Source organism: Usitatibacter palustris (genome assembly GCF_013003985.1).
In the GTDB taxonomy this organism is placed as follows: Bacteria; Pseudomonadota; Gammaproteobacteria; order Burkholderiales; family Usitatibacteraceae; genus Usitatibacter; species Usitatibacter palustris.
In genome coordinates this window covers 2,396,810-2,419,842 of the sequence record NZ_CP053073.1, presented here as the reverse complement: position 1 = coordinate 2,419,842, position 23,033 = coordinate 2,396,810, and the positions used below count along the sequence as shown (strand labels likewise).

Below are 23,033 nucleotides of genomic sequence, written 5' to 3'. Positions count from 1 at the left end.
GTCAGGCGGGGTCGTACTGTTCGATCGACGCGGGCGCGCTCAGGTTTCCCTGTCGCGCGGCGAGGACCATGGCGACCAGGGCATCGAGGTCGTAGGAGGCGAGCAGGTGGGGTTTCTCGCGGCGGATGAACTTGCGCACCGCGTCGGCTTCGTCGGCGGCATCGGCCACCGCGCCATGCAGGGCGTCGCGCGATCCGTAGAGCAGCCCGAACGTGGATAGCGCCTGGGCGAGGGCCGTGGCGTCGACGGCCTTGCGCTCGGTATTGGGGAGAGTCATTTCCATCGGTCACTCCTCGCATTGCGCGGACTCTTCGTCCCGCGACGACTTGATCCTAGTCCGGGTGGTAGCTTAGGAATAGTTAAAGTTTCTTTGCCTTGCGGTAAGTTTTTGCTAACCTACCGGCCATGCGCTCAGCCACCCTTCGCCAGCTCCGCGTGTTCGCCGTCGCCGCGGGCCACCTCTCGTTTTCGCGCGCCGCCGCGGAGCTTCACCTCACCGCGCCCGCCGTCTCGCTGCAGATCGCCGAGCTCGAGCGGCATGCGGGCGTCGCGCTCTTCGAGCGCCTGGGAAAGCGCGTGTACCTCACGCCCGCCGGCGAGGCGATGCGCCGCGCCAGCACCGCGATCCTCGATCAGCTGCGCGCGCTTGAAGAAGAGCTCGGGGCGCAACGTGGCGTGGAGGGCGGGCTGCTGAACGTGGGCGTGATCAGCGCCGGCGACTATTTCTTCCCGACGCTGCTCAGCACGTTCTGCGAACGGCACGAACGCGTAGCGGTCTCGCTCTCGGTGTGCAACCGCGAGGAGCTGCTGCAGCGGCTCGACCGCAACCAGGTCGATCTCGGGATCATGGGATTGCCACCGGAAGGCAGCGAGTTCAACGCGAAGGGTTTCGCCACGCATCCCATCGTCGTGATCGCCTCGCCGAGCCACCGTCTCGCGGGCGCACGCAAGGTGCCGCTCTCCGCACTCGCCAAGGAACCGTACCTCGCCCGCGAGCAGGGCTCGCTCACGCGGGTGGTGATGGACGAGGCCATGCGCCGCGCGCGGATGAAGCCGCACATCGTCATCGAGGCCGCGAGCAACGAAACCCTCAAGCAGGCGGTCTCGGCCGGCTTCGGCATCGCCTTCATGTCCGCGCACGCCATCGGCCTGGAAGTCGAGGCCAAGCGCCTCGTCGTGCTCGATGTCGTCGACTTCCCCATCCGCCGTCCCTGGTACTGCGTGCACCGCAAGGGCAAGCGCCTGCCGCCCGTCGCCCTGGCCTTCGAGCAGTTCCTGCATGACGAGGCGGAGCCGGGGATGCTGCGGCTGCTGCCCACCGCCCTCAAGAAGTACTGGAAATAGAGGGGTCAGACCACTCTATCGGTGAAGCGACGATAGAGTGGTCTGACCCCTCTATTTCCATACAATACGGTGGTGGAACGCGATCTCTTCAACGAATCCGGGGCGGCGCATGTGCCGCTCGCCGAACGCCTGCGGCCGCAGCGCGTCGAGGACGTCGTCGGCCAGCGCCACCTGCTGGGTGAGAGCAAGCCCCTGTGGATCGCGCTGCATTCGGGCCGGCCGCATTCGATGATCCTCTGGGGCCCGCCGGGCGTGGGCAAGACCACGCTCGCCCGCCTCATGGCGCACGTCTTCAACTCCGAGTTCATCGCCATTTCCGCCGTCCTCTCCGGCGTGAAGGAAATCCGCGATGCCGTGGAGCGCGCCCGCATCACCCGCGAGCAGTACGGCAAGGCGACGATCCTCTTCGTCGATGAAGTGCACCGCTTCAACAAGGCGCAGCAGGATGCATTCCTGCCGCACGTGGAGTCGGGACTCTTCACCTTCATCGGCGCGACCACCGAGAACCCGTCCTTCGAGGTGATCGGCGCGTTGCTGTCGCGCGCCCAGGTCTACGTCCTCGAAAGCCTGGGCACCGAAGACCTCGACGCCCTGATCGAACGCGGCTTCGAAGCCGAGAAGGTGGATGCGACGTCGGAAGCGAGGAAGCGCATCGCCGAGTTCGCCGATGGCGACGGCCGCCGGGCGTTGAACCTTGTCGAGCAGGTGGCGCAGGCCGCGCGCCTCGAGGGGCGCCACGGTGCCGACGTCGATTACGTCGATACGATCGCGCAGCGCGCCGGCCGCCGCTTCGACAAGGGCGGCGAGAACTTCTACGACCAGATCTCGGCACTCCACAAGGCGGTGCGCGGCAGCGATCCGGATGCATCCCTGTATTGGCTGGTGCGGATGCTCGATGGCGGCGCCGATCCGCGCTACATGGCCCGCCGCATGATCCGCATGGCGAGCGAGGACATCGGCCTCGCCGATCCGCGCGCGCTTGAGGTCGCCCTCAACGCCGCGGAGGTCTACGAGCGCCTCGGTTCGCCCGAAGGGGAACTCGCCCTTGCCGAATGCGTGCTCTATCTCGCGGTTGCCGCCAAGTCGAACGCGGCCTACCTCGCGTACGGCGCCGTGCGCGACTTCATCGCCAAGGATGGAACGCGCCCGGTCCCGATGCACATCCGCAACGCGCCGACCAAGCTCATGAAGAACCTGGGCTATGGCGACAACTATCGCTACGCGCACGACGAGAACGAGGGCTACGCCGCGGGCGAGAACTACCTCCCCGAGGGCATGGACAAGCCCAATTGGTACCGGCCGACGGACCGCGGGCTCGAGGCCAAGATCCGCGAAAAGCTCGAGCACCTGAGGGCGCTGGACGCGCAAGCGCGGAAAAAGGGAAAATAGGCCGCTTTGCCCCTCCGGTTTTTCCGATGCTCGATATCCAGACCCTTCGCAAGGACCTTCCCGCCGTTGTCGCGGGCCTGAAACGCCGTGGTGTCGAATTCGACGAAGCGGGCTTTCGCGTGCTCGAGGACGAGCGCCGCACGCTCCAGTCGCGTACCGAGGAGCTGCAGGCAAAGCGCAATTCGCTCTCCAAGCAGATCGGCGCACTGAAGGGCAAGGGCGAGGACGCCTCGGCCGTGATGGCCGAGGTCGGCGGCCTGGGCGATGAGCTCAAGGCCAACGAGGTGCGGCTCGCGGCGCTGCAGGAGAGCCTCACTGCCTTCCTGCGGGTGATTCCCAACGTCCCGCGCGCTGACGTTCCGGACGGCAAGTCGAGCGACGACAACGTCGAGCAGCGCCGCGGCGGCACGCCGCGCACGTTCGATTTCGCGGTGAAGGACCACGTGGATGTCGGCGCTGCCCTGGGGGGCCTCGACTTCGATACGGCGGCCAAGCTCTCGGGTGCGCGCTTCACCGTGCTGAAGGGTGGGGTCGCACGCCTGCACCGCGCGCTCGGGCAATTCATGCTCGACGTGCAGACGCAGGAGCACGGCTACACCGAGGTCTATGCCCCGTACATGGTGACCGGGGAGTGCGCCGACGGCGTCTCCAGCCTCGCGAAGTTCAAGGAAGACCTCTTCAAGATCGAAGGGCGCGACCTCTACCTCATTCCCACGTCGGAGTATCCGGTCACGAACTTCATGCGCGACACGATCGTGGAAGCGAAGGAGCTGCCGCTCAAGTTCGCGTGCCACAGCCCGTGCTTTCGCAGCGAGGCGGGGAGCTACGGCAAGGACACGCGCGGCATGATCCGCCAGCACCAGTTCGACAAGGTCGAGCTCGTGCAGATCGTGCATCCAGACCAATCCGTGCAGGCGCACGAGGAGCTCACCTCGCACGCCGAAGCCATCCTGAAGAAGCTCGAGCTGCCGTACCGCGTGATGCTGTTGTGCACGGGCGACACGGGCTTCGCGAGCGCGCGCACCTACGACCTCGAGGTCTGGTTGCCGGCGCAGAACGCCTATCGCGAGATTTCGTCCTGCTCGAACTACGAAGGCTTCCAGGCGCGGCGCATGCAGGCGCGCTTCAAGAACGACAAGGGCAAGACCGAACCCGTGCACACGATCAACGGCTCGGGTCTCGCGATCGGCCGCACGCTGGTCGCCATCCTGGAGAACTACCAGAACGCCGACGGCTCGGTGAGCGTGCCTTCCGCGCTCGCGCCCTACATGAACGGGACTACGCGTCTCGAGAAGGCGTGAACGCGCGTTTCATCGTCCTGCGCCACGGCGAGACGGAATGGAACGTCGCCTCGCGCATCCAGGGTCACCAGGATTCGGCGCTCACGCCGCGCGGGCTGGTGCAAGCCGAGGCGCTCGCGCAGCGCATGGTCCTCGAGCGCTTCGACCGCCTCGTCGCGAGCGACCTGGGCCGCGCCCATGAGACCGCACGAATCATCGCCGCCCGCACGGGTCATGCGGTGCAGGGCGACGCGCGGCTGAGGGAACGCTGCTATGGCACGGCCGAGGGCCTGACCTACGGCGAGCTCGACCACGAATTCCCCGAGGTGTTCTCGAGCGTGCGCGTGACCGATCCCGACTACGTGGTTCCCGGCGGCGAAAGCCGGCGGCAGTTCTACGATCGCGTGCAGTCGGCGTTCGAGGCGCTCGCGCGCGAGCATCCGGGAGAGCGCATCGCGGTCGTGTCGCACGGCGGCGTGCTCGCGTCGCTCTTTCGCCTGGTCCACGGCATCGCGGTATCGGTGCCGCATCGCATCCCCATGCCCAATGCCGCGTTCAACGCGCTCGCCTTCGAGGCCGGCCAGTGGACGGTCGAAAACTGGGGCGACATCAATCACCTCGCGACCGGCGGGGCGCTCTTGTCGGGCGAGGGTTCGCGCGAAACGCTCTGAACGTTCGCGACGCGCGGCTCGATGCGGTCGAGGATGTCCAGGTAGTTGCGGACGTTGTCCACGAACTGCAGGCCCTCGTGGCCGCGCGCGAATCCGTGCTTGAGCGTGTGGTACACCGCCGGATCGGCGAGCCGGCGGATCACCTGCTTCACGTCATGCCATTGGTCCGGGCTCAGTCCCGAGCGCTGCGCGAGGATGCGCGCGTCCTCGAGATGGCCGATGCCCAGGTTGTACGCGGCGAGTGCCAGGAACGTGCGGTCGGGTTCGACGATGCGCGGCGGCAGCGTTTCCTTGAGGAGTGCCAGATAGCGCGCACCGCCCAGGATGCTCTCGGACGCGCTGAGGCGGTCCTTCACCTTGAGGCGCAGGGCCGTTTCTTCCGTGAGCATCATCAGCCCGCGCACGCCCGTCGGTGAAGTCGCGCTCGCGTCCCAGTGCGACTCCTGGTAGCCGACCGCCGCGAGCAGCCGCCAATCCACGCCTGTGGCCACCTCGGCCGCGATGAAAGCCGGCTTCAGGCTGGGAAGCATGGTCTGGATTCGTTCGAGCAGCGTGCCCGAGTCGATCGCCGAGATCCGCACGGCGTGTCCGTAGTACCGATCCACGAGGCGCGTGAGCGTTCCGTCCTTCGTGATGCGTTCGAAGAAGGGCTTGGCGGCATCGACGATGCGCTTCTTGTCCACGGTCGAGACGAGCCACGCGTATTGCTCGGGCTTGCCCAGGTCGAAGGCGAGATCGAGCTGCGGGAAATGCTTGCGCGCGAGCGTGAAACGGTTCGATTCGACGAGCGCGTAGTCGAGCTTTCCCTCGGCCACGCTCGCGAGCAGCTCCATCGTCGTGGTCCCCGGCGGCATGCGCTCGATGGGCACCGCGAGCTTGGGTGGCTCCGACAGCAGTGCATCGGCCTGCGATTCCTCGACGACACCGACGCGCTTGCCGGAGATGTCGGGGAGCGCCTTCGGTTTCGGATCCGCGGCGCGATAGACGATCTGGTGCTTGAGCGTGAGGTACGTAGGACCCCACGTGATGCCGCCGGGAAAGTCGAGGCGGCGCACGAGGGCCGCGGCCGCAAGGTGCGCGGTGCCTCTCTTGATGGCGGCCTCGACCTTCGAGGGGCTGTCGGTCGTGATGAACTCGACCTTCGTGCCGAGCTCCTTCGCGAAGAGCACCACGAGGTCGTGTTCGAAGCCGGAAGGATGGCCCTGGGCGTCCTCGAAATACGTTTCCGGCCCATTGATGGTGAGCACGACGAGCGCGCCGCGCTCCTCGATCGGCGCGACGGGCTTCGATCCCATGTCGCAACCCGCGCAAAGCAGGACGAGGCAGAGAAGGATCCTGGCCATGGCCGGATTATCAGCCCGACCGGGTAACAACGCGAAATCGGTGATAATCGCCCGCAGACATGCCAAAGATCTTCGCACTCGTGCCCGCCGCAGGGCAGGGCACGCGCATCGGGGATGCCGTGCCCAAGCAGTACCTGCCCCTCGCGGGCAAGCCCATGATGTTCCATTGCGTCGAGACGCTCGCGAGCGTGCCCCGCATCGAATCCGTCCTCGTCATCCTTTCGCCGCTCGATCGCCACTGGAGCGAGCACGACTGGAGCGCATTCCCCGAAAAGATCGAGGCGACCTTCACCGGCGGTCCCAACCGCGGTGCCAGCGTGCGAAACACCCTCCGGCACCTGGAAGGGCGCGTGGCGAAGGACGACTGGATCCTCGTGCACGATGCCGCGCGCCCCTGCATTCCGCGCTCGCTGGTCGAGCAGTTCCTCGATGAAGTCGGCGACGATCCCATCGGCGGGCTGCTCGCGATGCCGCTGGCCGATACGTTGAAGCGCGCCGAGGACACGATGCGCGTCGAGGAAACCATTCCCCGTGCGCGTTTGTGGCGCGCGCAAACGCCGCAGATGTTCCGCTTCGACGCCCTCGCGCGCGGGCTCGACCGCCGGCCCGACGCCACCGATGAAGCCCAGGCCGTGGAGTCCCTCGGCCACGCCCCGAGGCTCGTGCAGGGCGCCAACCAGAACATCAAGGTCACGTTCGCCGAAGACGTCGCGCTCGCGGAGATGATCCTCGAGCGGCGCCGCGCGGTGGAAGCAGCGAGGATGGAATGAGCATTCGCGTGGGGCAGGGCTTCGACGTGCACCAGCTGGTCGCCGGCCGCAAGCTCGTGATCGGCGGCGTGACGATTCCCTTCGACAAGGGATTGCTCGGCCACAGCGATGCCGACGTGCTGCTGCACGCGATCTGCGATGCGTTGCTGGGCGCGGCGGCCCTCGGCGATATCGGCAAGCACTTCCCCGATTCCGATCCGAAGTACAAGGGCATCGACAGCCGCGAGCTGCTGCGCCACGTCGCCGCGCTCGTGAAATCGAAGGGCTACGCCGTAGGCAACGTGGACGCCACGATCATCGCCGAAGCTCCGCGCATGGCGCCGCACATCGCGCAGATGGTCGCGAACATCGCCGCCGACCTGGGCGTGGATGCGGGTGCCGTGAACGTGAAGGCGACGACGACGGAAAAGCTGGGATTTACAGGGCGGGGCGAGGGAATTGCGGCGCAGGCGATTGCCGGGCTCGAAGGTTGAAGCGCTGGCGAGTTCAGTGAGCGAAAGGCTTTGGAACCGCCGATGAACGCCGATTCAACGCCGATTGCCGCGGATGAGTGTCGTGTGGGCTTGCCCTAGGGCGCGCAGCATCGAGTTGCCGGGATCCACCGCGAATCCTCTCTCAGACTCTATCGGCGGCAATCGGCGTTGAATCGGCGTTCATCGGCGGTTCCAATGCCGTCGGTTCGCGCCGCGAGGCGCGCTTAGCGCCGGAACTGCGCCAGCACGCTCGAGGTCCACGTCAACCGCTCGATCAGCGTCCGCAGGAACTCGCGGTTGAATCGCAGCTGGCAGCCATCCGAGAGCGCCTCGAGCTGCGTGGCCTGGATCTTGAGCAGGTGGACTTCGGACACGGAGATGATCGAGGCCGAACGCCGGGCGCGATCGCCTGACAGGTAGGCCATCTCGCCGAAGCAATCGCCTTCCTTGAGGACGTTGAGGAGCTTGGAGTCCTTGACGACCTTCACCTGCCCGCCGACCACGATGAAGAACGCCTGGCCGATCTCGCCTTCGATCAGCAGGTTCTCGTCGCGGCCATGCGTCTCCCACACGGCGCCGCGCAGCACTTCCCAGAGCTCGGCATCGCGGAACTCGCGGAAGAACGGCAGCGAACGCAGGCGATTGAACTTCTCGGTCGAGCTGATCTCGGTGGAGTACTTCTCGAGCTGCGGGAAGGTGTTGGCGAGCTCGGTCGCCATCTCGAACCACGTGGCGTAGCGGACCTTCGGGTCCTTGTGCATCGCCTTCTTCGTGATCTCGATGAGCCTCTCGGGAAGATCGGGCCGGATGGTCTCGAGCGGCGTGGGATCGTCGTTGAGGATCTTGTTGATCATCTGCACCGAGTTTTCGGCGCGGTGCGGGAGGCGCCCCGTGAGCAGTTCGTACATCACGACGCCCAGCGAGTAGATGTCGGACTGGACGCTCGGGCCTTCCTCGTTGATCTGCTCGGGCGACATGTACGCAGGCGAGCCGAGGAAGCCGTCGATCTGCGTGTGGGTCGCGTGCGAGATCTTCGCCGTGCCGAAGTCGCTGATCTTGATCTCGTCGCGATCGGACAGGAGGATGTTCGCCGGCTTGATGTCGCGGTGGATCACGCCGTTCTGGAAGGCGTAGTCGAGCGCGCGGCACAGCTTGAAGATCACGAGCACGGCCTGGCGCACGGGCAGCAGGTTGGTTTCCGTGCAGTACTTCTTGAGCGAGCCGCCCGTCACGTACTCCATGACGATGTAGCGGTCGGTCTCGTCCACGACCGCGTCGTAGACGCCCACGATGTTCGGGTGGTTGAGCTTGCCGGCGAGCGAGGCTTCGTTGAGGAAGAGCTTCTCGAAGCGCTTGGCTTCTTCCTCGCCCATGTCCGCGTCGCTCTTCGCGAGCTTCAACGCGACCTTGCGGTCGTTGAACGGATCCTCGGCGAGATACACGACCGCGGACGCGCCGTGCCCGATCTCCGAGAGGAGGTTGTACTTGCCTAGCTTATGGGGACGCTCGGACACGGATGAGATCGGGCGCTTTACGCGGAAGTCGTTGTTTTGCCGGAGTTTAGCGGATTAACACGGCCACTGTCGCGCCAATTGGAGAAACCCTTCGCGGGAAGCGTCCGGAACAGTCACGATGACGGCGTTTTGCGCGTCCTTGTAGTTGCGGAACATCGAGCGGCGGTACGCCGGATCGTAGTGGTTTTCCAGCAGATCCGAGACGAGCGGCCGCCATGCTCCTACACGCACGCTTTCGCTCCAGCGGTCGATCGCTTCGGCGCCGTGGAGCGACCGCAGGCACTCGATGCGCTCGAGGAGGGACTCGGGCCGCGCGACGAAATGGGCGTAATCGTCGAGCAGCAGCTCGATGCGCTGCGCGACGTCGATCTCGAGGCGATAGCACTTGCCTTCGCGCATCCGCTCCATGAGGGCTTCGGGCACGCGCAGGTTGCCCACCTTCTTGCTCTCCGCCTCCACGAATACCGGGCGAGCGGGATCGTAGGTGGAAAGGGCCTTCCAGATCGCGGTTTCGAACGCCTTCTGCGACGGTTGGGGCGCGTCGGGGAGATCGCCGAGTACCGAGCCGCGATGGGCCGCGAGCATTTCGAGGTCGAGCACTTGCGCGCCGGTTTCCGCGAGCGCTTCGAGCAGGCGGCTCTTGCCCGAGCCCGTCGCGCCGCACACCACGTGGTAGCGAAAGCCGCTGGGCAGCGTTTCGAGCTCGCCGGACACCTGCTTGCGGAAGGCCTTGTAGCCGCCGTCGAGCTTCATCGCGTCCCAGCCGACCTGGCGCAGCATGTACGCAAGGGCCAGCGATCGCCCGCCGCCGCGCCAGCAATAGACGAGCGGCCGCCAGCGGTCGGGGTGGTTCGCGAGCGTGGTCTCGAGATGGCGCGCGATGTTGCGGGCCACGATCGGCGCGCCGATGCGACGCGCTTCGAAGGCGCCTTGCTGCTTGAACGCGGTGCCGACGATCGCACGCTCCTCGTCGTCGAGCACCGGGCAGTTCACCGCGCCGGGCAGGTGGTCCTCGGCAAATTCGCCGGGGCTGCGCGCATCGAGGATCGCGTCATAACCGGCCAGGTCGGCGAGCGTGAGCGGGGTCGCGACGCTGCCCGCGGGCCGCTCGCGAACGAAGGGAAACTCGCTCACGGCTTGCGCTTCTTGAGGACAGGCGCGACGACGGGCCAGACGTTGTCGAGGATGCGTGCCTGCGCTTGCGCGTTCGGATGCAGCTGGTCGGGAAGGAAGAGCTCGCTCTTGTCCGCCACGCCTTCGAGGAGGAAAGGCACGAGCGGCACCTTCTCCTTCTTCGCCACACCTCCGAAGAGCTCCTGGAACTCACGCGCATAATCGATGCCATAATTCGGAGGAATCATGAGGCCCACGAGCACGGGCTCGGCCCGTGCCTGCCGGGCAAGCCGAATCATCTGTTCGAGGTTGGCGCGCGCGGCGGCAAGCGGTTGGCCGCGCAGCGCGTCGTTGGCACCGAGCGCGATCACGACCACGTCGGGTTTGTGTCGCTTCAGGTCCTCGGGCAGCCGCCGCAATCCGCCGGCGGTGGTTTCACCCGAAACGCTCGCATTCACCACGTTCCACGCGGGCGTGGCGGCGGCCAGTTTCTTCGCGAGGAGGGCCACCCAGCCTTGCGAAGGCGCAAGTCCATAGGCGGCCGAGAGGCTGTCCCCGAACACGAGCACGGTCTGCGCACCCAGGGCGGGCGCGGCGAGCACAAGAAGGAGAAAGGCCCGGCTCAGGGCGCGAAAGCATGGACGGATCATCGAACGGAATTGTGCGGGCTGAAGGGCTCACGAAACAAGTGACGACCCCGGATCACACGCTCACGATCGTGCGCGGCGCGAATCTCGAGGTGCGTTCGGGCGAGGCGATCGCGATATTGGGCGCCTCGGGCTCGGGTAAGTCGACCCTGCTGGGACTGCTGGCCGGCCTGGACGTTCCCACCTCGGGCAAGGTCTGGATCGACGGCGAGGACCTCTTCGCGCTCTCGGAAGATGGCCGCGCGAAGCTCCGCGGGCGCATGGTGGGCTTCGTCTTCCAGTCCTTCCAGCTTCTCCCCGCGCTCACCGCGCTGGAAAACGTGATGCTGCCGCTCGAGCTCTCCGGCGGAAAGGACGCCGCGGCGCGAGCGCGCACCGTGCTCGATCGCGTGGGTCTCGCCGATCGCGTCGGTCACTATCCGCGCCAGCTCTCGGGCGGCGAGCAACAGCGCGTTGCGGTGGCCCGCGCCTTCGTCACCGAACCCAAGCTTCTCTTCGCCGACGAGCCCACGGGCAACCTCGATTCGACCACCGGCGAGCACATCATCGAGCTGTTGTTCGAGATGAACCGCGAGCGCGGCACCACGCTCGTCCTCGTCACCCACGACGAAGCCCTCGCGGCGCGCTGCATGCGCCGCGCGCGCATCACCGCCGGCGTGCTGGACACGGAAGTCGCGTGAAGAGCCTCGCGCTCGCCCTGAAGCTCCTGCGCCGCAACTGGCAGGCGGGCGAATCGCGCGTGCTCGTGGTGGCCCTCTTCATTGCAGTGGCCAGTGTCACGACGGTCGGCTTCTTCGCCGACCGCGTGCAGCTGGCGCTCGACCGCCAGGCCAACGAATTGCTGGGCGGCGACCTCGTGATCCTCTCCGACCGGGAGCTCGCGCCCGAATTTCGCACGGCCGCGGAGAAGGAAAAGCTCACGATCGCCGAGACGCGCACCTTCCCGAGCATGGTGCAGGTCGAAGGCGCGACCAATCTTGCCGAGATCAAGGCCGCGACCGATGGCTTTCCGCTTCGTGGCCGCATTCGCGTGGCCGACGCGATCGGCGCGCCCGAACGCGAGATCGAAGGCGGTCCGAAGGCCGGCACCGTGTGGATCGGCGTCCCGCTGGTCGGACGCCTCAACCTCAAGGTGGGCGACCGCCTGAAGGTCGGCCGCACGAATCTCGAGGTCGCGATGATCATCACGCGCGAGCCCGACAGCGTGCTCGATTACTTCGGCATCGCGCCGCGCGTGCTCATGAATGCCGCGGATCTCCAATCCACGGGCCTCATCACGGTGGGCAGCCGCGTGACCTATCGCTTCCTGGTGAAGGGCGAGCCGGCGGCCATCGACCGCTTCCGTGCCGAGGCGACGCCCAAGCTCGGGCGCGGCCAGCGCATCGAAGGCGTTCGCGATGCGCGGAGCGAAGTACGCGTGTCCCTCGAACGGGCGCAGCGCTTCCTCGGCCTCGCCTCGCTCCTGTCCGTGGTGCTCGCCTCGGTGGCCGTCGCGCTTTCGGCGCGCCGCTTCTCGCAGCGCCAGACCGACAGCGCTGCGATGATGCGCTGCCTCGGCGCCACGCAATCGACGCTCTTCGCGATCCACGCGTGGCAATTCGTCGCGCTCGGCGTGCTCGCCTGCCTGCTCGGGTGCCTCGCGGGCTACGGCGCGCAGGCGATCCTCGCGCAATGGCTCACGGGATTCTTCAACGTGGAACTGCCGTTGCCCGGCCCGAGGCCGGCGATACAAGGCGCGGTGATCGGCTTCGTGCTCCTGCTGGGCTTCACGCTGCCGCCGCTTCTTCGCCTGCGCAACGTCTCCACGCTGCGCGTGCTCCGGCGCGACATGGCCACGGCCGAGCCCCTGAGCCTTGCCGCTTTCCTGCTGGGTCTCGCCGCGCTCTGCGGCCTGATCGTGTGGCAGGCGGGCGACGTGAAGATGGGTTCCATTGCGCTTGCCGGTTTCGGCGCGGCGCTGCTCGTGGCCGCGATCGCGGGCTACGCGATGATCCGCCTGGTCGCGCGGCTGCGGGGTGCTGCGAGCGGCCCGTGGCGCTACGGCCTTGCGAACCTGCGCCGCCGCACCGCAGGCAGCCTCGTGCAGGTGATGGCGCTGGGTCTGGGCATCATGGCAATGCTGATGCTCACGCTCGTGCGCACCGAGCTCGTCGGCAAGTGGCAGCGCTCCACGCCGCCGGACATGCCCAACCGCTTCGCGATCAACATCCAGACCGACCAGCTCACCGAGGTCGGGCGCTACTTCGAATCGCAAGGCCTGAAGACGCCGGACCTCTACCCGATGATCCGCGGGCGGCTGGTGGCGATCGGCGATCGCAAGGTCACGGGTGCCGACTACAAGGACGATCGCGCCAAGCGCCTCGTCGAGCGCGAGTTCAACCTCTCGTACGGCGACACGGTTCGCGCCGACAACGTGTTCGTCTCCGGCAGCCTCTGGAAGCCCGATTCGAAGGAGCCGCAATTCTCGGTCGAGGAGGGCATCGCCAAGACGCTCGACATCAAGATGGGCGAGGACCTCACCTACGAAGTCGCGGGTTCGCGCTTCACCGGCAAGGTCACGAGCCTGCGGAAGGTCGACTGGGATTCCTTCAAGCCCAACTTCTTCGTGATCTCCAACCCGGCGGTGCTGAAGGAATACCCCTCGAGCTGGATCACGAGCTTCCATTTGGGCAAGGGGCGCGACGATGTCGTGACCGGCCTCGTGCAACGCTTCCCCAACGTGAGCGTGATCGACATGTCGGCGATCATGGAGCAGGTGGTGCGCGTGTCCGAGCAGGTCACGCGCGCCGTGGAGTTCGTCTTCCTGTTCGCCATCGCCGCGGGCCTCGTGGTGCTCTTCGCCGCGATCTCCGCCACGCAGGACGAGCGCATCTTCGAGGGCGCGATCATGCGCACGCTCGGGGCGAGCCGCCGGCAGATGACCATCCTCCAGCTCGCGGAGTTCCTCACCATCGGCCTGCTCGCGGGCTGCATCGCGGCCGCGGGTGCCGTGGCGCTGACCAGCGTCCTCTCCGAGCGCGTGCTGAATGTTCCCTACGAGTTCAAGTGGACGGTGCCGCTGATCGGCATCTTCGCGGGCGGCCTTGGAGTCGCCATCGCGGGCCTGCTTGGCACGCGCCGCGCCGTTCATTCACCGCCCCTGCAGACGATTCGCGCGCTGACCTGACCGGGAGGCTTCGATGAAGCTCACAGCAGAGCAACTCGCCCAGTTCGATCGAGAAGGCTACCTCTTCTTCCCGTCGCACTTCTCACCGGAAGAGGTGAAGGTCCTCACCGACGAGGTGCCGCGGCTCTACGCGCAGCATCGCCCGGAGAATGTGCGCGAGAAGGGGAGCGAGGCCGTGCGCACGAACTTCGCCGCCCACATGTACAGCAAGCCGTTCGCGCGCCTCGCCCGGCATCCGCGCATGGTGGAGCCGGCGATGCAGCTCTTCGGCGAATCGGTCTACATGCACCAGTTCAAGATCAACGGGAAGTCCGCGTTCGACGGCGATGTCTGGCAGTGGCACCAGGACTTCGGCACGTGGAAGAACGACGACCTGATGCCCGAGGCGCGCGCGATGAACGTCGCGATCTTCCTCGACGAGGTGAACGAATTCAACGGGCCGCTCATGTTCATCCCGGGCAGCCACAAGCTGGGCGTGCTCGATGCGGGCCACGACCTCACGACGACCAGCTATCCGCTCTGGACCATCGATCACGAAACCATCACGAAGCTCGTCGATCGCGGCGGTATCGTCGCGCCCAAGGGCCCGCCGGGCTCGATGATCCTGTTCCACTCGTGCCTCGTGCATGCGTCGACATCGAATCTTTCGCCGTGGCACCGGGTGAGCGTGTACCTGAGCCTGTGCGCAGTCTCGAACCACATTCGCCGCTTCAAGCGCCCCGAGTACATCGCGCACCGCGACTTCTCGCCCATCGCCATGCTTCCCGACGACTGCCTGCTGCGCGACTACGACGTCGCGCTGCCGTGGAAGGACGGAACGCCGGAGTCCGCGATGAAGACCGACCTCGCGGCCTAGGGACCGGATGGCGTTTCACGCTTCGCCCTACCTGCTGCTGACTTCCACGTCGCTGATCTGGTCGCTCAACTGGGTGGTGGGCCGCGCGATGGTGGGTCACGTCACGCCGCTGACACTCACCTTCATCCGCTGGGCGGTGGCCGTGAGCGTGATGCTCCCGTTCGCATGGCCCTCGATCCGCACGAGCTGGCCCGCGATCCGCCGCAACTGGAAGCTGATCGTGTGGCTCGGGTTCTGGGGGACGGGCTTCCACAACGCCTTCGCCTACGTGGGCCTGCAGTACACCACCGCGACCAACGGCGTGATCCTCAACAGCGCCATTCCGATCTGCATCATCGTGCTGGGCTGGCTCGTCTATCGCGACACGATCACCCGTCTCCAAACCCTGGGCGTCGTCGTGTCGCTCACCGGCATCTTCGCGATCCTCACCGCCGGCGACCTGTCCGTGCTTGCGAGCCTCACGCTCAACAAGGGCGACCTCATCGTGCTCGCGGGCATGGTGTTCTGGGCCGCGTACACGATCTACCTGCGCAACAAGCCTGCGGACCTGCCGCCGCTCGCACTCCTCGCTTGCTGCGCTTGCGTAGGCGTCGTCCTGCTGATTCCGTTCGCGGCTTTCGAGATGCTCTTCCTGGGAGGCGGCGTCGAGCTCACGCCCGCCACGATCGGCGCGTTCCTGTACCTGGGCATCTTTCCGTCGTTCGTGGGATACGTCTTCTGGAACCGCGCGGTGGCCGAGGTCGGCTCGAACGTCGCGGGGATGTTCATTCATCTGATGCCCGCGTTCGGCGTCGTGCTTGCGTGGTTGTTCCTCGGGGAGCGGCTGTACGCCTATCACTTCGCCGGGGTCGCGCTGATCCTCGCGGGCATCACGCTCACCACTCGCGGACGGCGCCCGGCGACTGTCACCGCAAAGTGAGGGCTGTCATGGCGGCGTCATCGCGGTGTCGCATCCTCACGCCCCACACGGCCAAGGAAAGCACATGGACCTGATTCTCTGGCGGCACGCAGAAGCGGAAGACGGCGAGGACGACCTCAAGCGCGAGCTCACGAAGCGCGGGAAGAAGCAGGCCGAGCGCATGGCGCAGTGGCTGCGGCCGCTGCTCGCCGGCGAATGGCAGATTCTCGTGAGCCCCTCGAAGCGCACGCTGCAGACCGTGAAGGCACTCGATCTTCCGTTCGATGTGCGCGAAGCGCTCGGCCCTTCGAGCACACCGCAGGTGGTGCTGCGCGAAGTGGGCTGGCCGTCAGCGTCGGAGCCGGTGCTGGTCGTCGGTCACCAGCCCACGCTGGGCCAGATCGCGGCAAAGCTCGTCGGCGGTGCGGTCGGCGACGTGTCGATCAAGAAGGGCGCGATCTGGTGGTTCGCCACGCGCGATCGCCGCGGCGAGCAGGAGACCATCCTGAAGGCGGTGCTGAACCCGGATCTGCTCGACGACTGATCCCTGTCATCCTGAGGGGCGAACGCCCCGAAGGACCTGCTTGAACAGCGCAGCGGATTTGTACTGTTCAACCCCTCCAGCAGGTCCTTCGTCGCTGCGCTCCTCAGGATGACAGTTCCGTTATTTCTCCTCGACCTCGAACGCAAATCCCGTCGAATCCCACTCGTCGCGTTCGGCTTCGAATGCATGCGCCGCGAGCGTGTGCGCCTCGAGCCACTTCGCTTCGACGTGGAGGATGAAGGTCTTGCCGCGACGCGAGGCCGAAATCTTCGGCAGGCGCAGCGTGCGGCGCGCCCGATGCAGGATCACCGCGACCCGGAGGCAGAAGGAGAGGGTGGCGAGATCCGCGTCCACCGCGAAGGCCTCGCGCATCTTCGCGAGCTTGCCGCGCTGCGCGAGCACGAGGTTCGCGAGCCACGCCTGTTCCTGCCGCGAGAAGCCGGGCATGTCGGCGTTGGCGAGGATGTAGGCCGAATGCTTGTGGTATCCGCCCTGCGAGATCGACAAGCCGATCTCATGGAGCTGCACGCCCCACGCGAGGAAGCTTTCCGCGACGAAGGTGCGCTCGGTCCGCTCGGGTTCGAGTTGCCGGTAGAGCGCGCGAGCGAGCGAGCCGACGCGCGTGGCCTGCACCGCATCGACGTGATAGCGGCGCACGAACTGTTCGATCGTGACCTCGCGGATGTCGCGGTGATGCACGCGGCCGAGGAGATCCCACAGCACGCCCTGGCGAAGCGCGCCTTCCGCGACGATCATTTCCTTGAGGGAGAGCTCGGAAAATACCGCGGACATGATCGCAAGCCCGCCCGGAAACACCGGGATGCGTTCGTCGCGCAATCCTGCGATCGCGAGCTTGCGTACGTCGCCCGATTCGATGAGCTCCTCGCGCAGCCAGGCGAGGCCACCCGCGGTGATCGTGTCGTTCGAGCGCCCGTTGAGCGTGATCACTTCCGCCAGCGCGCGCGCCGTGCCTGACGAGCCGACCGCTTCCTTCCAGCCTTCCTTCTCGAAACGCTCGACCAGCGCCTGCACTTCCTCGCGCGCGGCGAGCTCGGCGGCCTTGAAGCTTTTCTTGTCGACCTTGCCTTCGGGAAAGAACCGGCGCGTGTAGCTCACGCAGCCCATGTAGAGGCTTTCCATCACGCGCGGCTTCATCTTGTTGCCGATGATGAATTCGGTCGAGCCGCCGCCGATGTCCACCACGAGCCGGTTCTGGCTCGAAAGCGGCAGCGAGTGCACCACGCCCATGTAGATCAGGCGTGCCTCCTCGCGGCCGGAGATGATCTCGATGGGGAAACCGAGCGTCGACTCGGCCTTCGCGAGGAACTCGCGGGCATTCTTCGCGACACGCAAGGTGTTGGTGCCGACCACGCGCACGGATTCCTTCGGCATGCCGGCGAGACGTTCGCGGAAGCGGCGCAACGTGGCGAGTGCGCGATCCTGCGCATCGGCGTCGAGGCGCTTGTCGGACGTGAGGCCCGCGCCGAGCCGCACGGTTTCCTTCAGCGAATCGAGCGGATAGATCTGGTCATCCACCACCCGTCCGACAGCCATGTGGAAGCTGTTGGAGCCGAGGTCTACCGCGGCGAGGGTGGTATATTCCATCGGGCGCAGCTTGCCATGAAACTGTCACGCTGCCGCACGATCATGGCTAAAAATAAGCCGAAATCAGAAACCCCGCGCGTGTCGCGCCTATCCCCCGATCATTTCCTGAATCGCGAGCTGCAGGCGCTTGCGTTCAACCGCCGTGTTCTCGCGCAAGCCGAGGACCGCACCGTGCCGCTCCTCGAGCGGCTGAAGTTCCTCACGATCGTCTCCTCCAACCTCGACGAGTTCTTCGAGATCCGCCTCTCGGGCGTGAAGGAGCAGATCAAGATGGGCTCCGATGCGCCGGAGGCCGACGGCCTCAGGCCGCAGCAGGTGTTCACGCAGGTCACGCGCCTCGCGCACGAGATCGTCGAGCGCCAGTACAAGCTGCTCAACGACGAGATCCTCCCGTCGCTCGCGAAGGAGGGGATCCGCTTCATTCGCCGCGGCTCGTGGAATGCGCAGCAGCAGGAGTGGGTTCGCGACTATTTCTTCCGCGAGATGATGCCGCTCCTCACGCCCATCGGGCTCGATCCGGCGCACCCGTTCCCGCGCGTCTTCAACAAGAGCCTGAACTTCGCGGTCGAGCTGGAGGGCCGCGATGCGTTCGGCCGCAATTCGCGCGCGGCGATCGTCCAGGCTCCGCGCGTGCTGCCCCGCGTCATCAAGCTGCCGGCGGGCATCGCGCAGGGCGCCAACGACTTCATCTTCCTCACCTCCGTGCTGCACAAGCACGTGGGCGAGCTCTTCTCGGGCATGAACGTGCAGGGCTGCTACCAGTTCCGCGTGACGCGCAACTCCGACCTCTTCGTCGAGGAAGAGGAAGTAAAGGACCTGCGCAAGGCGCTGCAGGGCGAGTTGCCGCAGCGGCACTTCGGCGACGCGGTGCGCCTGGAAGTCGCCGACAACATGAGCGAGCCGATGACGAAGTTCCTCCTCGAGCAGTTCGGCCTCGAGGCGCCCGACCTCTACCGCGTGAACGGTCCGGTGAATCTCGTGCGGCTCATGAACATCCCCGACCAGGTCGGGCGGCCGGACCTCATGTACAAGCTCTTCGTGCCGGGCATGCCCAAGTCGGTGATCAAGTCGAAGGACCTCTTCGAGACGATCCGCAAGGGCGACATCCTCCTGCACCGGCCCTTCCAGTCGTTCGCGCCGGTGATCGAATTCATCCGCCAGGCCGCGAAGGATCCGCAGGTCGTGGCGATCAAGCAGACGGTGTACCGCACCGGCACCGACTCCGTGATCATGCAGACGTTGATCGATGCCGCGCGGGCCGGCAAGGAAGTCACCGTGGTCGTCGAGCTCATGGCGCGCTTCGACGAAGAGGCCAACATCAACTGGGCCGCGCGCCTCGAGGAAGTCGGCGCGCACGTGGTCTATGGCGTCGTCGGACACAAGACCCACGCCAAGATGTCGATGGTGGTGCGGCGCGAGGAGGGCAAGCTCATCCGCTACGTCCACCTGGGCACCGGCAACTACCATCCGCGCACGGCGCGCCTCTATACCGACTTCGACCTGCTCACGGCCAACGAGACGGTCTGCGCGGACGTGAACGAGGTGTTCCAGCAGCTCACGGGCCTGGGCAAGGTCACGAAGCTGAAGCACGTCTGGCAGGCGCCCTTCACCCTGCACCAGCGCGTGATCGATGCGATCGACAACGAGACGCGCATCGCGAGGTCCGGAAAGCCCGCGCGCATCGTCGCGAAGATGAATGCGCTGTTGGAGCCGACGGTGATCGAGGCGCTCTACAAGGCTTCGCAGGCCGGCGTGAAGGTCGATCTCATCATCCGCGGCGTGTGCGCGCTCAGGCCCGGCGTGGCGAAGATCTCCGAGAACATTCGCGTCCGGTCCGTGATCGGGCGCTTCCTCGAGCACACGCGCATCTTCCACTTCCGCAACGGCGGCGAGGAGAGCGTGTATCTCTCGAGCGCGGACTGGATGGATCGCAACTTCTTCCGGCGCATCGAGCTGTGCTTTCCGATCCTCGATGCGAAGCTCAAGAAGCGCGTGATCCAGGAGGGCCTCAAGGCCTACCTCGACGACAACAGCCAGTCGTGGGAAATGCAGACCGACGGGAGCTACGTGCGCCGCAAGCCCGGGCGCGGCAGCCGCAAGCGCTGCGCGCAGGTCGAGCTGCTGGAAGCCCTGCGCTAGCTCAGTACTGCCAGATCTTCCACCAGGAGCCGCCGATCGGACGCGCATCGACCGGTTCGCCGGGGAAGTTCTTGGCGATGACCTTCTTGGTGTCGTCGCGCAGGTCCGTCATGCCCATGCGGTCATAACCCTGGACCATCACGTCGAGCGCCTGGCGGCGCAGCGGCGCGTTGGGGTAGCGAATGAGGATGTCCTGGGCGCGATTGACCGCCGCGAGGTAGGCGCCGCGCTTGATGTAGTACTCGGCGACATGGAGTTCGTGGCGAGCGACCGCATCGACGAGATAGATCATCCGCGCGCGGGAATCCGGGGCGTAGCGGCTGTCGGGGAAGCGCGTGACCAGTTCCTTGAAGACTTCGAACGATTCGCGCGCGGCCTTCGGGTCGCGGTCGGCGAGGTCCTGGCTCACCCAGCGCGCCAGAAGGCCGAGATCCTCCTTGAAGTTCGCGAGACCCTTCAGGTAGAGCGCGTAATCCACGTTGACGTGGTTGGGATGCTGCTTGATGAAGCGGTCAGCCGCCGAGATGCACTGCGCGGTCTCGTTCTCGCGGTAGTACGCGTAGGCGATCTCGATCTGCGCCTGCTGGGCATACCGGCCGAACGGGAACTTGGACTCGAGCTGCTCGAAGATCTGGATCGCGGCCTTGTTGTTGCCGCTGTCGAGCTCTTCCTTGGCGGCCTTGTAGTAGTCCGCCGGGGTCCATTCCTTCTTCGCCTCGGGCGTCTTGCCGAACCAGCCCTGGATGGTGGTGCAGCCACCGAGCGCGACCGCGATGGCGAACACCGCCAATGCCATTACACTTCGTTTCATGGTGAATCCTGCCTCCGGAAGCCGAAATTATAACCCGCCCGAACCCCCCGCCCGCCGCGTCAACCTGACGATTCCCCTCGACCTCGCCGGGCTGCGGCTCGACCAGGCCCTCGCGAAGCTGCTGCCCGAAGTCTCGCGCAGCCGCCTGGCGAAGCTGATCGAGGACGGGCACGTGCTCGTCGACGGCGAAAGCGCGGCGGTGCGCACGAAAGTCCGCAGCGGCGAGAAAGTGGAAGTGGCCCTTGTGCCGCGTCCGGAGGAGGCCGCGTTCCGGCCCGAGGCCATCGCGCTACCCATCGTCCACGAGGACGACCACGTCCTTGTCATCGACAAGCCCGCGGGCCTGGTGGTTCACCCGGGAACGGGAAACTGGGCGGGCACGATGCTCAATGCGCTCCTGCACCATGCCCCGGGGCTCAAGCACCTGCCGCGCGCGGGCATCGTGCATCGTCTCGACAAGGAAACCAGCGGATTGCTCGTGGTGGCCAAGGACGAGGCCACGCAGCTCGATCTCGTTCGCCAGCTCCAGGAACGCACCGTGAAGCGCACGTATGTCGCACTCGCGCGCGGGCGCATCGCCGCCGGCGGCACGGTGGACAAGCCGATCGGTCGGCATCCGACGAAGCGAACGCGCATGGCGGTGGTTGCGAACGGCAAGGAAGCCGTGACCCACTACCGCGTGAAGGAAGCGTTCGCGGCGCACACGCTGCTCGAATGCGACCTCGAAACCGGCCGCACGCACCAGATTCGCGTGCACCTCGCCGCGATCGGCCATCCGCTCGAAGGCGATCCGGAGTACGGCGGGAAAGGCGAGCGCATCTTCCAGCGCCAGGCGCTGCATGCGTGGAAGCTCGCATTCAAGCACCCGTCCACCGGCAAGCTCGTGAAGTTCGAATCGCCGATGCCCGAGGACTTTCTCGCGCTCCTCACGGGACTTCGCAAGGTATGAGCCTGCCCCGCGACTGGATCGTGCCCGAGTGGCCCGCACCCGCGAACGTGCGCGCCTTCGTCACCACGCGCGCGGGCGGCGTGAGCGAGGGCGAGTACGGGACGATGAACCTCGGCCTTTCGAGCGGCGATGACCGCGAGCGCGTTTCGCGCAATCGCCTTACCGTCGTCGGCCATTTGCCCGAGATGCCGCAATGGCTCGCCCAGCATCACGGCGTGACCACCGTGCGGCTGGAGAATCTGGGCGCCGAGGAGGTGCCGCGCGCCGATGCGGCGATCACCGCGATTCCTGGCCGGGTCTGCGCCGTGCTCACGGCCGATTGCATGCCGCTCCTGCTGTGCAACGACACCGGTACGCAGGTCGCGGTCGTCCACGCGGGCTGGCGGGGGATGGCGGCGGGGGTGATCGAGTCGGCCGTCGCGGCGATGGGGATTGACACGTCGCGTATGCTGGCCTGGATGGGTCCGACGATCGGGCCCGGGGCGTTCGAGGTGGGTCCCGAGGTGCGCGAGGCGTTCATGGCGGTCGAGGCCAGGGCCGCGGAAGCTTTCGCGCCACACGTGCCGGGCAAGTATCTTGCGGATCTCTACACGCTGGCGCGGCAGCGGCTGGGCCGCTGCGGTGTCACCCAGGTCTTCGGCGGTGGTTTCTGCACGTTCACCGAGCGCGAGCGGTTTTTCTCGTACCGGCGCGTGAAGGAAAGCGGGCGCCTGGGCAGTTTCATCTGGATGGCGAACTAGAAGAACAATGACGACTCTCGCGTGGATTCTGCTGGCCTGCCTTGCGGGCGGCGCGCTCTCACTGGGCATCGCCGCGCTTGTGGCCTTCCGCGTGCAGGCGCGCTGGATTCCCACGCTGGTGAGTTATGCGGTCGGCGCGCTGCTCGGTGCGGTGTTCCTCGACATGATCCCGCACATCTTCCAGGCCAACCCCAACCCGGGCCGGTCTGCCGCGATGATCCTCGCAGGCATCCTCGTGTTCTTCATCCTCGAGAAGCTGCTGCTCTGGCGCCACCATCACCATCACGGCGAAGAGATCGAAGGCGGCCACGACCACGGCCATGACAACGACCAGGGCCGCTCGGGCTGGATGATCGTCGCGGGCGACTCCTTCCACAACTTCACCGACGGCGTCATCATCGCCGGCGCTTTCATCGCCGACATTCGCCTGGGCGTGATCACGGCGCTCGCGATCCTCGCCCACGAGATCCCGCAGGAGATCGGCGACTTCCTCATCCTGCTGCACTCGGGCTTTTCGAAGAAGAAGGCGCTGCTGCTCAACGTGGTCTCCAGCCTGGCGACGGTGCTTGGGGCCCTCATTGCCTACTTCGCGCTCGCCGGCGCGCGCAACTGGGTTCCCGACCTGCTCGCGATCGCCGCGGCCAGCATGATCTACGTCGCGGTGGCCGACCTCATCCCGGGTCTGCACAAGCGCGCGGCGTTGCGCGAGACGCTCGGGCAGGTGTCCTTCATCGGCCTGGGCATCGCCACTATCTGGATCATCCACGAAGGGCTGGGTTAA

Annotated in this window: 22 protein-coding genes; 15 read left to right on the top strand and 7 right to left on the bottom strand. The window is 66.3% G+C overall.

Annotated elements, in window-relative coordinates; translation table 11 throughout:
- Nucleotide 1: 1 nt before the first annotated feature.
- Complete coding sequence (locus DSM104440_RS11790) at nt 2-283, bottom strand: hypothetical protein (RefSeq protein ID WP_171162844.1); 282 nt, start codon at nt 281-283, stop codon at nt 2-4.
- A gap of 122 nt (nt 284-405) precedes the next feature.
- Between DSM104440_RS11790 and DSM104440_RS11785 the strand changes: the two genes are divergently transcribed.
- The 4 genes from DSM104440_RS11785 to DSM104440_RS11770 all read left to right on the top strand — a co-directional run bounded on the left by DSM104440_RS11785 (nt 406) and on the right by DSM104440_RS11770 (nt 4,684).
- Nucleotides 406-1,344, top strand: a complete 939-nt coding sequence (locus tag DSM104440_RS11785) for a LysR substrate-binding domain-containing protein (RefSeq protein WP_171162842.1) — start codon at nt 406-408, stop codon at nt 1,342-1,344.
- A 72-nt stretch (nt 1,345-1,416) separates the two neighbouring features.
- Entirely contained in the window at nt 1,417-2,733 is a 1,317-nt protein-coding gene (locus DSM104440_RS11780; RefSeq protein WP_171162840.1) for a replication-associated recombination protein A, read from the top strand.
- 26 nt (nt 2,734-2,759) lie between these two features.
- The gene (gene serS, locus DSM104440_RS11775) at nt 2,760-4,034 is read left to right on the top strand and encodes a serine--tRNA ligase (RefSeq protein WP_171162838.1); all 1,275 of its coding nucleotides are present in this window, start codon (nt 2,760-2,762) and stop codon (nt 4,032-4,034) included.
- The gene (locus tag DSM104440_RS11770) at nt 4,031-4,684 is read left to right on the top strand and encodes a histidine phosphatase family protein (protein WP_171162835.1); all 654 of its coding nucleotides are present in this window, start codon (nt 4,031-4,033) and stop codon (nt 4,682-4,684) included. The genes serS and DSM104440_RS11770 overlap by 4 nt, the downstream gene beginning before the upstream one ends.
- Here the strand turns inward: DSM104440_RS11770 and mltF are convergent.
- Nucleotides 4,627-6,027, bottom strand: a complete 1,401-nt coding sequence (mltF, locus tag DSM104440_RS11765; RefSeq protein WP_171162833.1) for a membrane-bound lytic murein transglycosylase MltF — start codon at nt 6,025-6,027, stop codon at nt 4,627-4,629. The genes DSM104440_RS11770 and mltF overlap by 58 nt on opposite strands.
- Before the next feature lie 59 nt (nt 6,028-6,086).
- Here mltF and ispD point away from each other — a divergent pair, with 59 nt between their 5' ends.
- Together ispD and ispF are read left to right on the top strand one after the other, a co-directional pair.
- Nucleotides 6,087-6,797, top strand: coding sequence for a 2-C-methyl-D-erythritol 4-phosphate cytidylyltransferase (gene ispD / locus DSM104440_RS11760; RefSeq protein WP_171162831.1), 711 nt, complete (start codon nt 6,087-6,089; stop codon nt 6,795-6,797).
- Nucleotides 6,794-7,270: a 2-C-methyl-D-erythritol 2,4-cyclodiphosphate synthase gene (ispF, locus tag DSM104440_RS11755; RefSeq protein WP_171162828.1), complete on the top strand. Its 477-nt coding sequence runs from the start codon at nt 6,794-6,796 to the stop codon at nt 7,268-7,270. Before ispD ends, ispF begins: the two co-directional genes overlap by 4 nt.
- Nucleotides 7,271-7,494: 224 nt before the next feature.
- Here ispF and DSM104440_RS11750 read toward each other — a convergent pair whose 3' ends face one another.
- The 3 genes from DSM104440_RS11750 to DSM104440_RS11740 are packed head-to-tail and all read right to left on the bottom strand — an operon-like array spanning nt 7,495 to nt 10,547.
- Complete coding sequence (locus DSM104440_RS11750) at nt 7,495-8,784, bottom strand: serine/threonine-protein kinase (protein WP_171162826.1); 1,290 nt, start codon at nt 8,782-8,784, stop codon at nt 7,495-7,497.
- A gap of 54 nt (nt 8,785-8,838) precedes the next feature.
- Nucleotides 8,839-9,918 carry a tRNA 2-selenouridine(34) synthase MnmH gene (mnmH, locus tag DSM104440_RS11745; RefSeq protein WP_212758051.1) on the bottom strand — a complete coding sequence of 360 codons (1,080 nt, stop codon included), beginning with the start codon at nt 9,916-9,918 and terminating at the stop codon, nt 8,839-8,841.
- Nucleotides 9,915-10,547 carry an arylesterase gene (locus DSM104440_RS11740; RefSeq protein WP_171162824.1) on the bottom strand — a complete coding sequence of 211 codons (633 nt, stop codon included), beginning with the start codon at nt 10,545-10,547 and terminating at the stop codon, nt 9,915-9,917. Before DSM104440_RS11740 ends, mnmH begins: the two co-directional genes overlap by 4 nt.
- On the opposite strand from DSM104440_RS11740, the gene DSM104440_RS11735 reads away from it, so the two are divergent.
- The 5 genes from DSM104440_RS11735 (at nt 10,535) to DSM104440_RS11715 (ending at nt 16,008) form a co-directional block, all read left to right on the top strand.
- Complete coding sequence (locus tag DSM104440_RS11735) at nt 10,535-11,224, top strand: ABC transporter ATP-binding protein (RefSeq protein WP_171162822.1); 690 nt, start codon at nt 10,535-10,537, stop codon at nt 11,222-11,224. The genes DSM104440_RS11740 and DSM104440_RS11735 overlap by 13 nt on opposite strands.
- Nucleotides 11,221-13,710, top strand: a complete 2,490-nt coding sequence (locus DSM104440_RS11730; RefSeq protein WP_171162820.1) for an ABC transporter permease — start codon at nt 11,221-11,223, stop codon at nt 13,708-13,710. The genes DSM104440_RS11735 and DSM104440_RS11730 overlap by 4 nt, the downstream gene beginning before the upstream one ends.
- A 13-nt stretch (nt 13,711-13,723) precedes the next feature.
- Nucleotides 13,724-14,566, top strand: a complete 843-nt coding sequence (locus tag DSM104440_RS11725; RefSeq protein WP_171162819.1) for a phytanoyl-CoA dioxygenase family protein — start codon at nt 13,724-13,726, stop codon at nt 14,564-14,566.
- A 7-nt stretch (nt 14,567-14,573) separates the two neighbouring features.
- Nucleotides 14,574-15,485: a DMT family transporter gene (locus DSM104440_RS11720; RefSeq protein WP_171162817.1), complete on the top strand. Its 912-nt coding sequence runs from the start codon at nt 14,574-14,576 to the stop codon at nt 15,483-15,485.
- Between the two features lie 64 nt (nt 15,486-15,549).
- Nucleotides 15,550-16,008: a SixA phosphatase family protein gene (locus tag DSM104440_RS11715; protein WP_171162815.1), complete on the top strand. Its 459-nt coding sequence runs from the start codon at nt 15,550-15,552 to the stop codon at nt 16,006-16,008.
- A 120-nt stretch (nt 16,009-16,128) separates the two neighbouring features.
- On the opposite strand, the gene ppx is transcribed toward DSM104440_RS11715, so the two are convergent.
- Entirely contained in the window at nt 16,129-17,613 is a 1,485-nt protein-coding gene (gene ppx / locus DSM104440_RS11710) for an exopolyphosphatase (protein WP_171162813.1), read from the bottom strand.
- 42 nt (nt 17,614-17,655) lie between these two features.
- Between ppx and ppk1 the strand changes: the two genes are divergently transcribed.
- A complete protein-coding gene (ppk1, locus tag DSM104440_RS11705) occupies nt 17,656-19,752 on the top strand; it encodes a polyphosphate kinase 1 (RefSeq protein WP_171162811.1) in 2,097 nt (698 codons plus the stop codon).
- Nucleotide 19,753: 1 nt separating this feature from the next.
- Here ppk1 and DSM104440_RS11700 read toward each other — a convergent pair whose 3' ends face one another.
- Entirely contained in the window at nt 19,754-20,563 is an 810-nt protein-coding gene (locus tag DSM104440_RS11700; protein ID WP_171162809.1) for an outer membrane protein assembly factor BamD, read from the bottom strand.
- Between DSM104440_RS11700 and rluD the strand changes: the two genes are divergently transcribed.
- The 3 genes from rluD to DSM104440_RS11685 are packed head-to-tail and all read left to right on the top strand — an operon-like array spanning nt 20,526 to nt 23,033.
- The gene (gene rluD / locus DSM104440_RS11695) at nt 20,526-21,512 is read left to right on the top strand and encodes a 23S rRNA pseudouridine(1911/1915/1917) synthase RluD (RefSeq protein WP_246211981.1); all 987 of its coding nucleotides are present in this window, start codon (nt 20,526-20,528) and stop codon (nt 21,510-21,512) included. The genes DSM104440_RS11700 and rluD overlap by 38 nt on opposite strands.
- Nucleotides 21,509-22,252, top strand: coding sequence for a peptidoglycan editing factor PgeF (pgeF, locus tag DSM104440_RS11690; protein WP_171162807.1), 744 nt, complete (start codon nt 21,509-21,511; stop codon nt 22,250-22,252). Before rluD ends, pgeF begins: the two co-directional genes overlap by 4 nt.
- Nucleotides 22,253-22,259: 7 nt before the next feature.
- Nucleotides 22,260-23,033, top strand: coding sequence for a ZIP family metal transporter (locus tag DSM104440_RS11685; protein ID WP_171162805.1), 774 nt, complete (start codon nt 22,260-22,262; stop codon nt 23,031-23,033).

Excerpts from the sequence above, each read along its gene's own strand:
- ispD (WP_171162831.1), top strand. The coding sequence starts at position 6,087 with ATGCCAAAGATCTTCGCACTCGTGCCCGCCGCAGGGCAGGGCACGCGC.
- mltF (WP_171162833.1), bottom strand. The coding sequence starts at position 6,027 with ATGGCCAGGATCCTTCTCTGCCTCGTCCTGCTTTGCGCGGGTTGCGAC.
- DSM104440_RS11720 (WP_171162817.1), top strand. The coding sequence starts at position 14,574 with ATGGCGTTTCACGCTTCGCCCTACCTGCTGCTGACTTCCACGTCGCTG.
- ispF (WP_171162828.1), top strand. The coding sequence starts at position 6,794 with ATGAGCATTCGCGTGGGGCAGGGCTTCGACGTGCACCAGCTGGTCGCC.
- pgeF (WP_171162807.1), top strand. The coding sequence starts at position 21,509 with ATGAGCCTGCCCCGCGACTGGATCGTGCCCGAGTGGCCCGCACCCGCG.
- DSM104440_RS11735 (WP_171162822.1), top strand. The coding sequence starts at position 10,535 with ATGGACGGATCATCGAACGGAATTGTGCGGGCTGAAGGGCTCACGAAA.
- ppk1 (WP_171162811.1), top strand. The coding sequence starts at position 17,656 with ATGGCTAAAAATAAGCCGAAATCAGAAACCCCGCGCGTGTCGCGCCTA.
- DSM104440_RS11785 (WP_171162842.1), top strand. The coding sequence starts at position 406 with ATGCGCTCAGCCACCCTTCGCCAGCTCCGCGTGTTCGCCGTCGCCGCG.
- DSM104440_RS11715 (WP_171162815.1), top strand. The coding sequence starts at position 15,550 with ATGGACCTGATTCTCTGGCGGCACGCAGAAGCGGAAGACGGCGAGGAC.
- serS (WP_171162838.1), top strand. The coding sequence starts at position 2,760 with ATGCTCGATATCCAGACCCTTCGCAAGGACCTTCCCGCCGTTGTCGCG.
- DSM104440_RS11790 (WP_171162844.1), bottom strand. The coding sequence starts at position 283 with ATGGAAATGACTCTCCCCAATACCGAGCGCAAGGCCGTCGACGCCACG.
- DSM104440_RS11700 (WP_171162809.1), bottom strand. The coding sequence starts at position 20,563 with ATGAAACGAAGTGTAATGGCATTGGCGGTGTTCGCCATCGCGGTCGCG.
- DSM104440_RS11725 (WP_171162819.1), top strand. The coding sequence starts at position 13,724 with ATGAAGCTCACAGCAGAGCAACTCGCCCAGTTCGATCGAGAAGGCTAC.
- DSM104440_RS11685 (WP_171162805.1), top strand. The coding sequence starts at position 22,260 with ATGACGACTCTCGCGTGGATTCTGCTGGCCTGCCTTGCGGGCGGCGCG.
- DSM104440_RS11740 (WP_171162824.1), bottom strand. The coding sequence starts at position 10,547 with ATGATCCGTCCATGCTTTCGCGCCCTGAGCCGGGCCTTTCTCCTTCTT.
- rluD (WP_246211981.1), top strand. The coding sequence starts at position 20,526 with ATGGCGAACACCGCCAATGCCATTACACTTCGTTTCATGGTGAATCCT.
- ppx (WP_171162813.1), bottom strand. The coding sequence starts at position 17,613 with ATGGAATATACCACCCTCGCCGCGGTAGACCTCGGCTCCAACAGCTTC.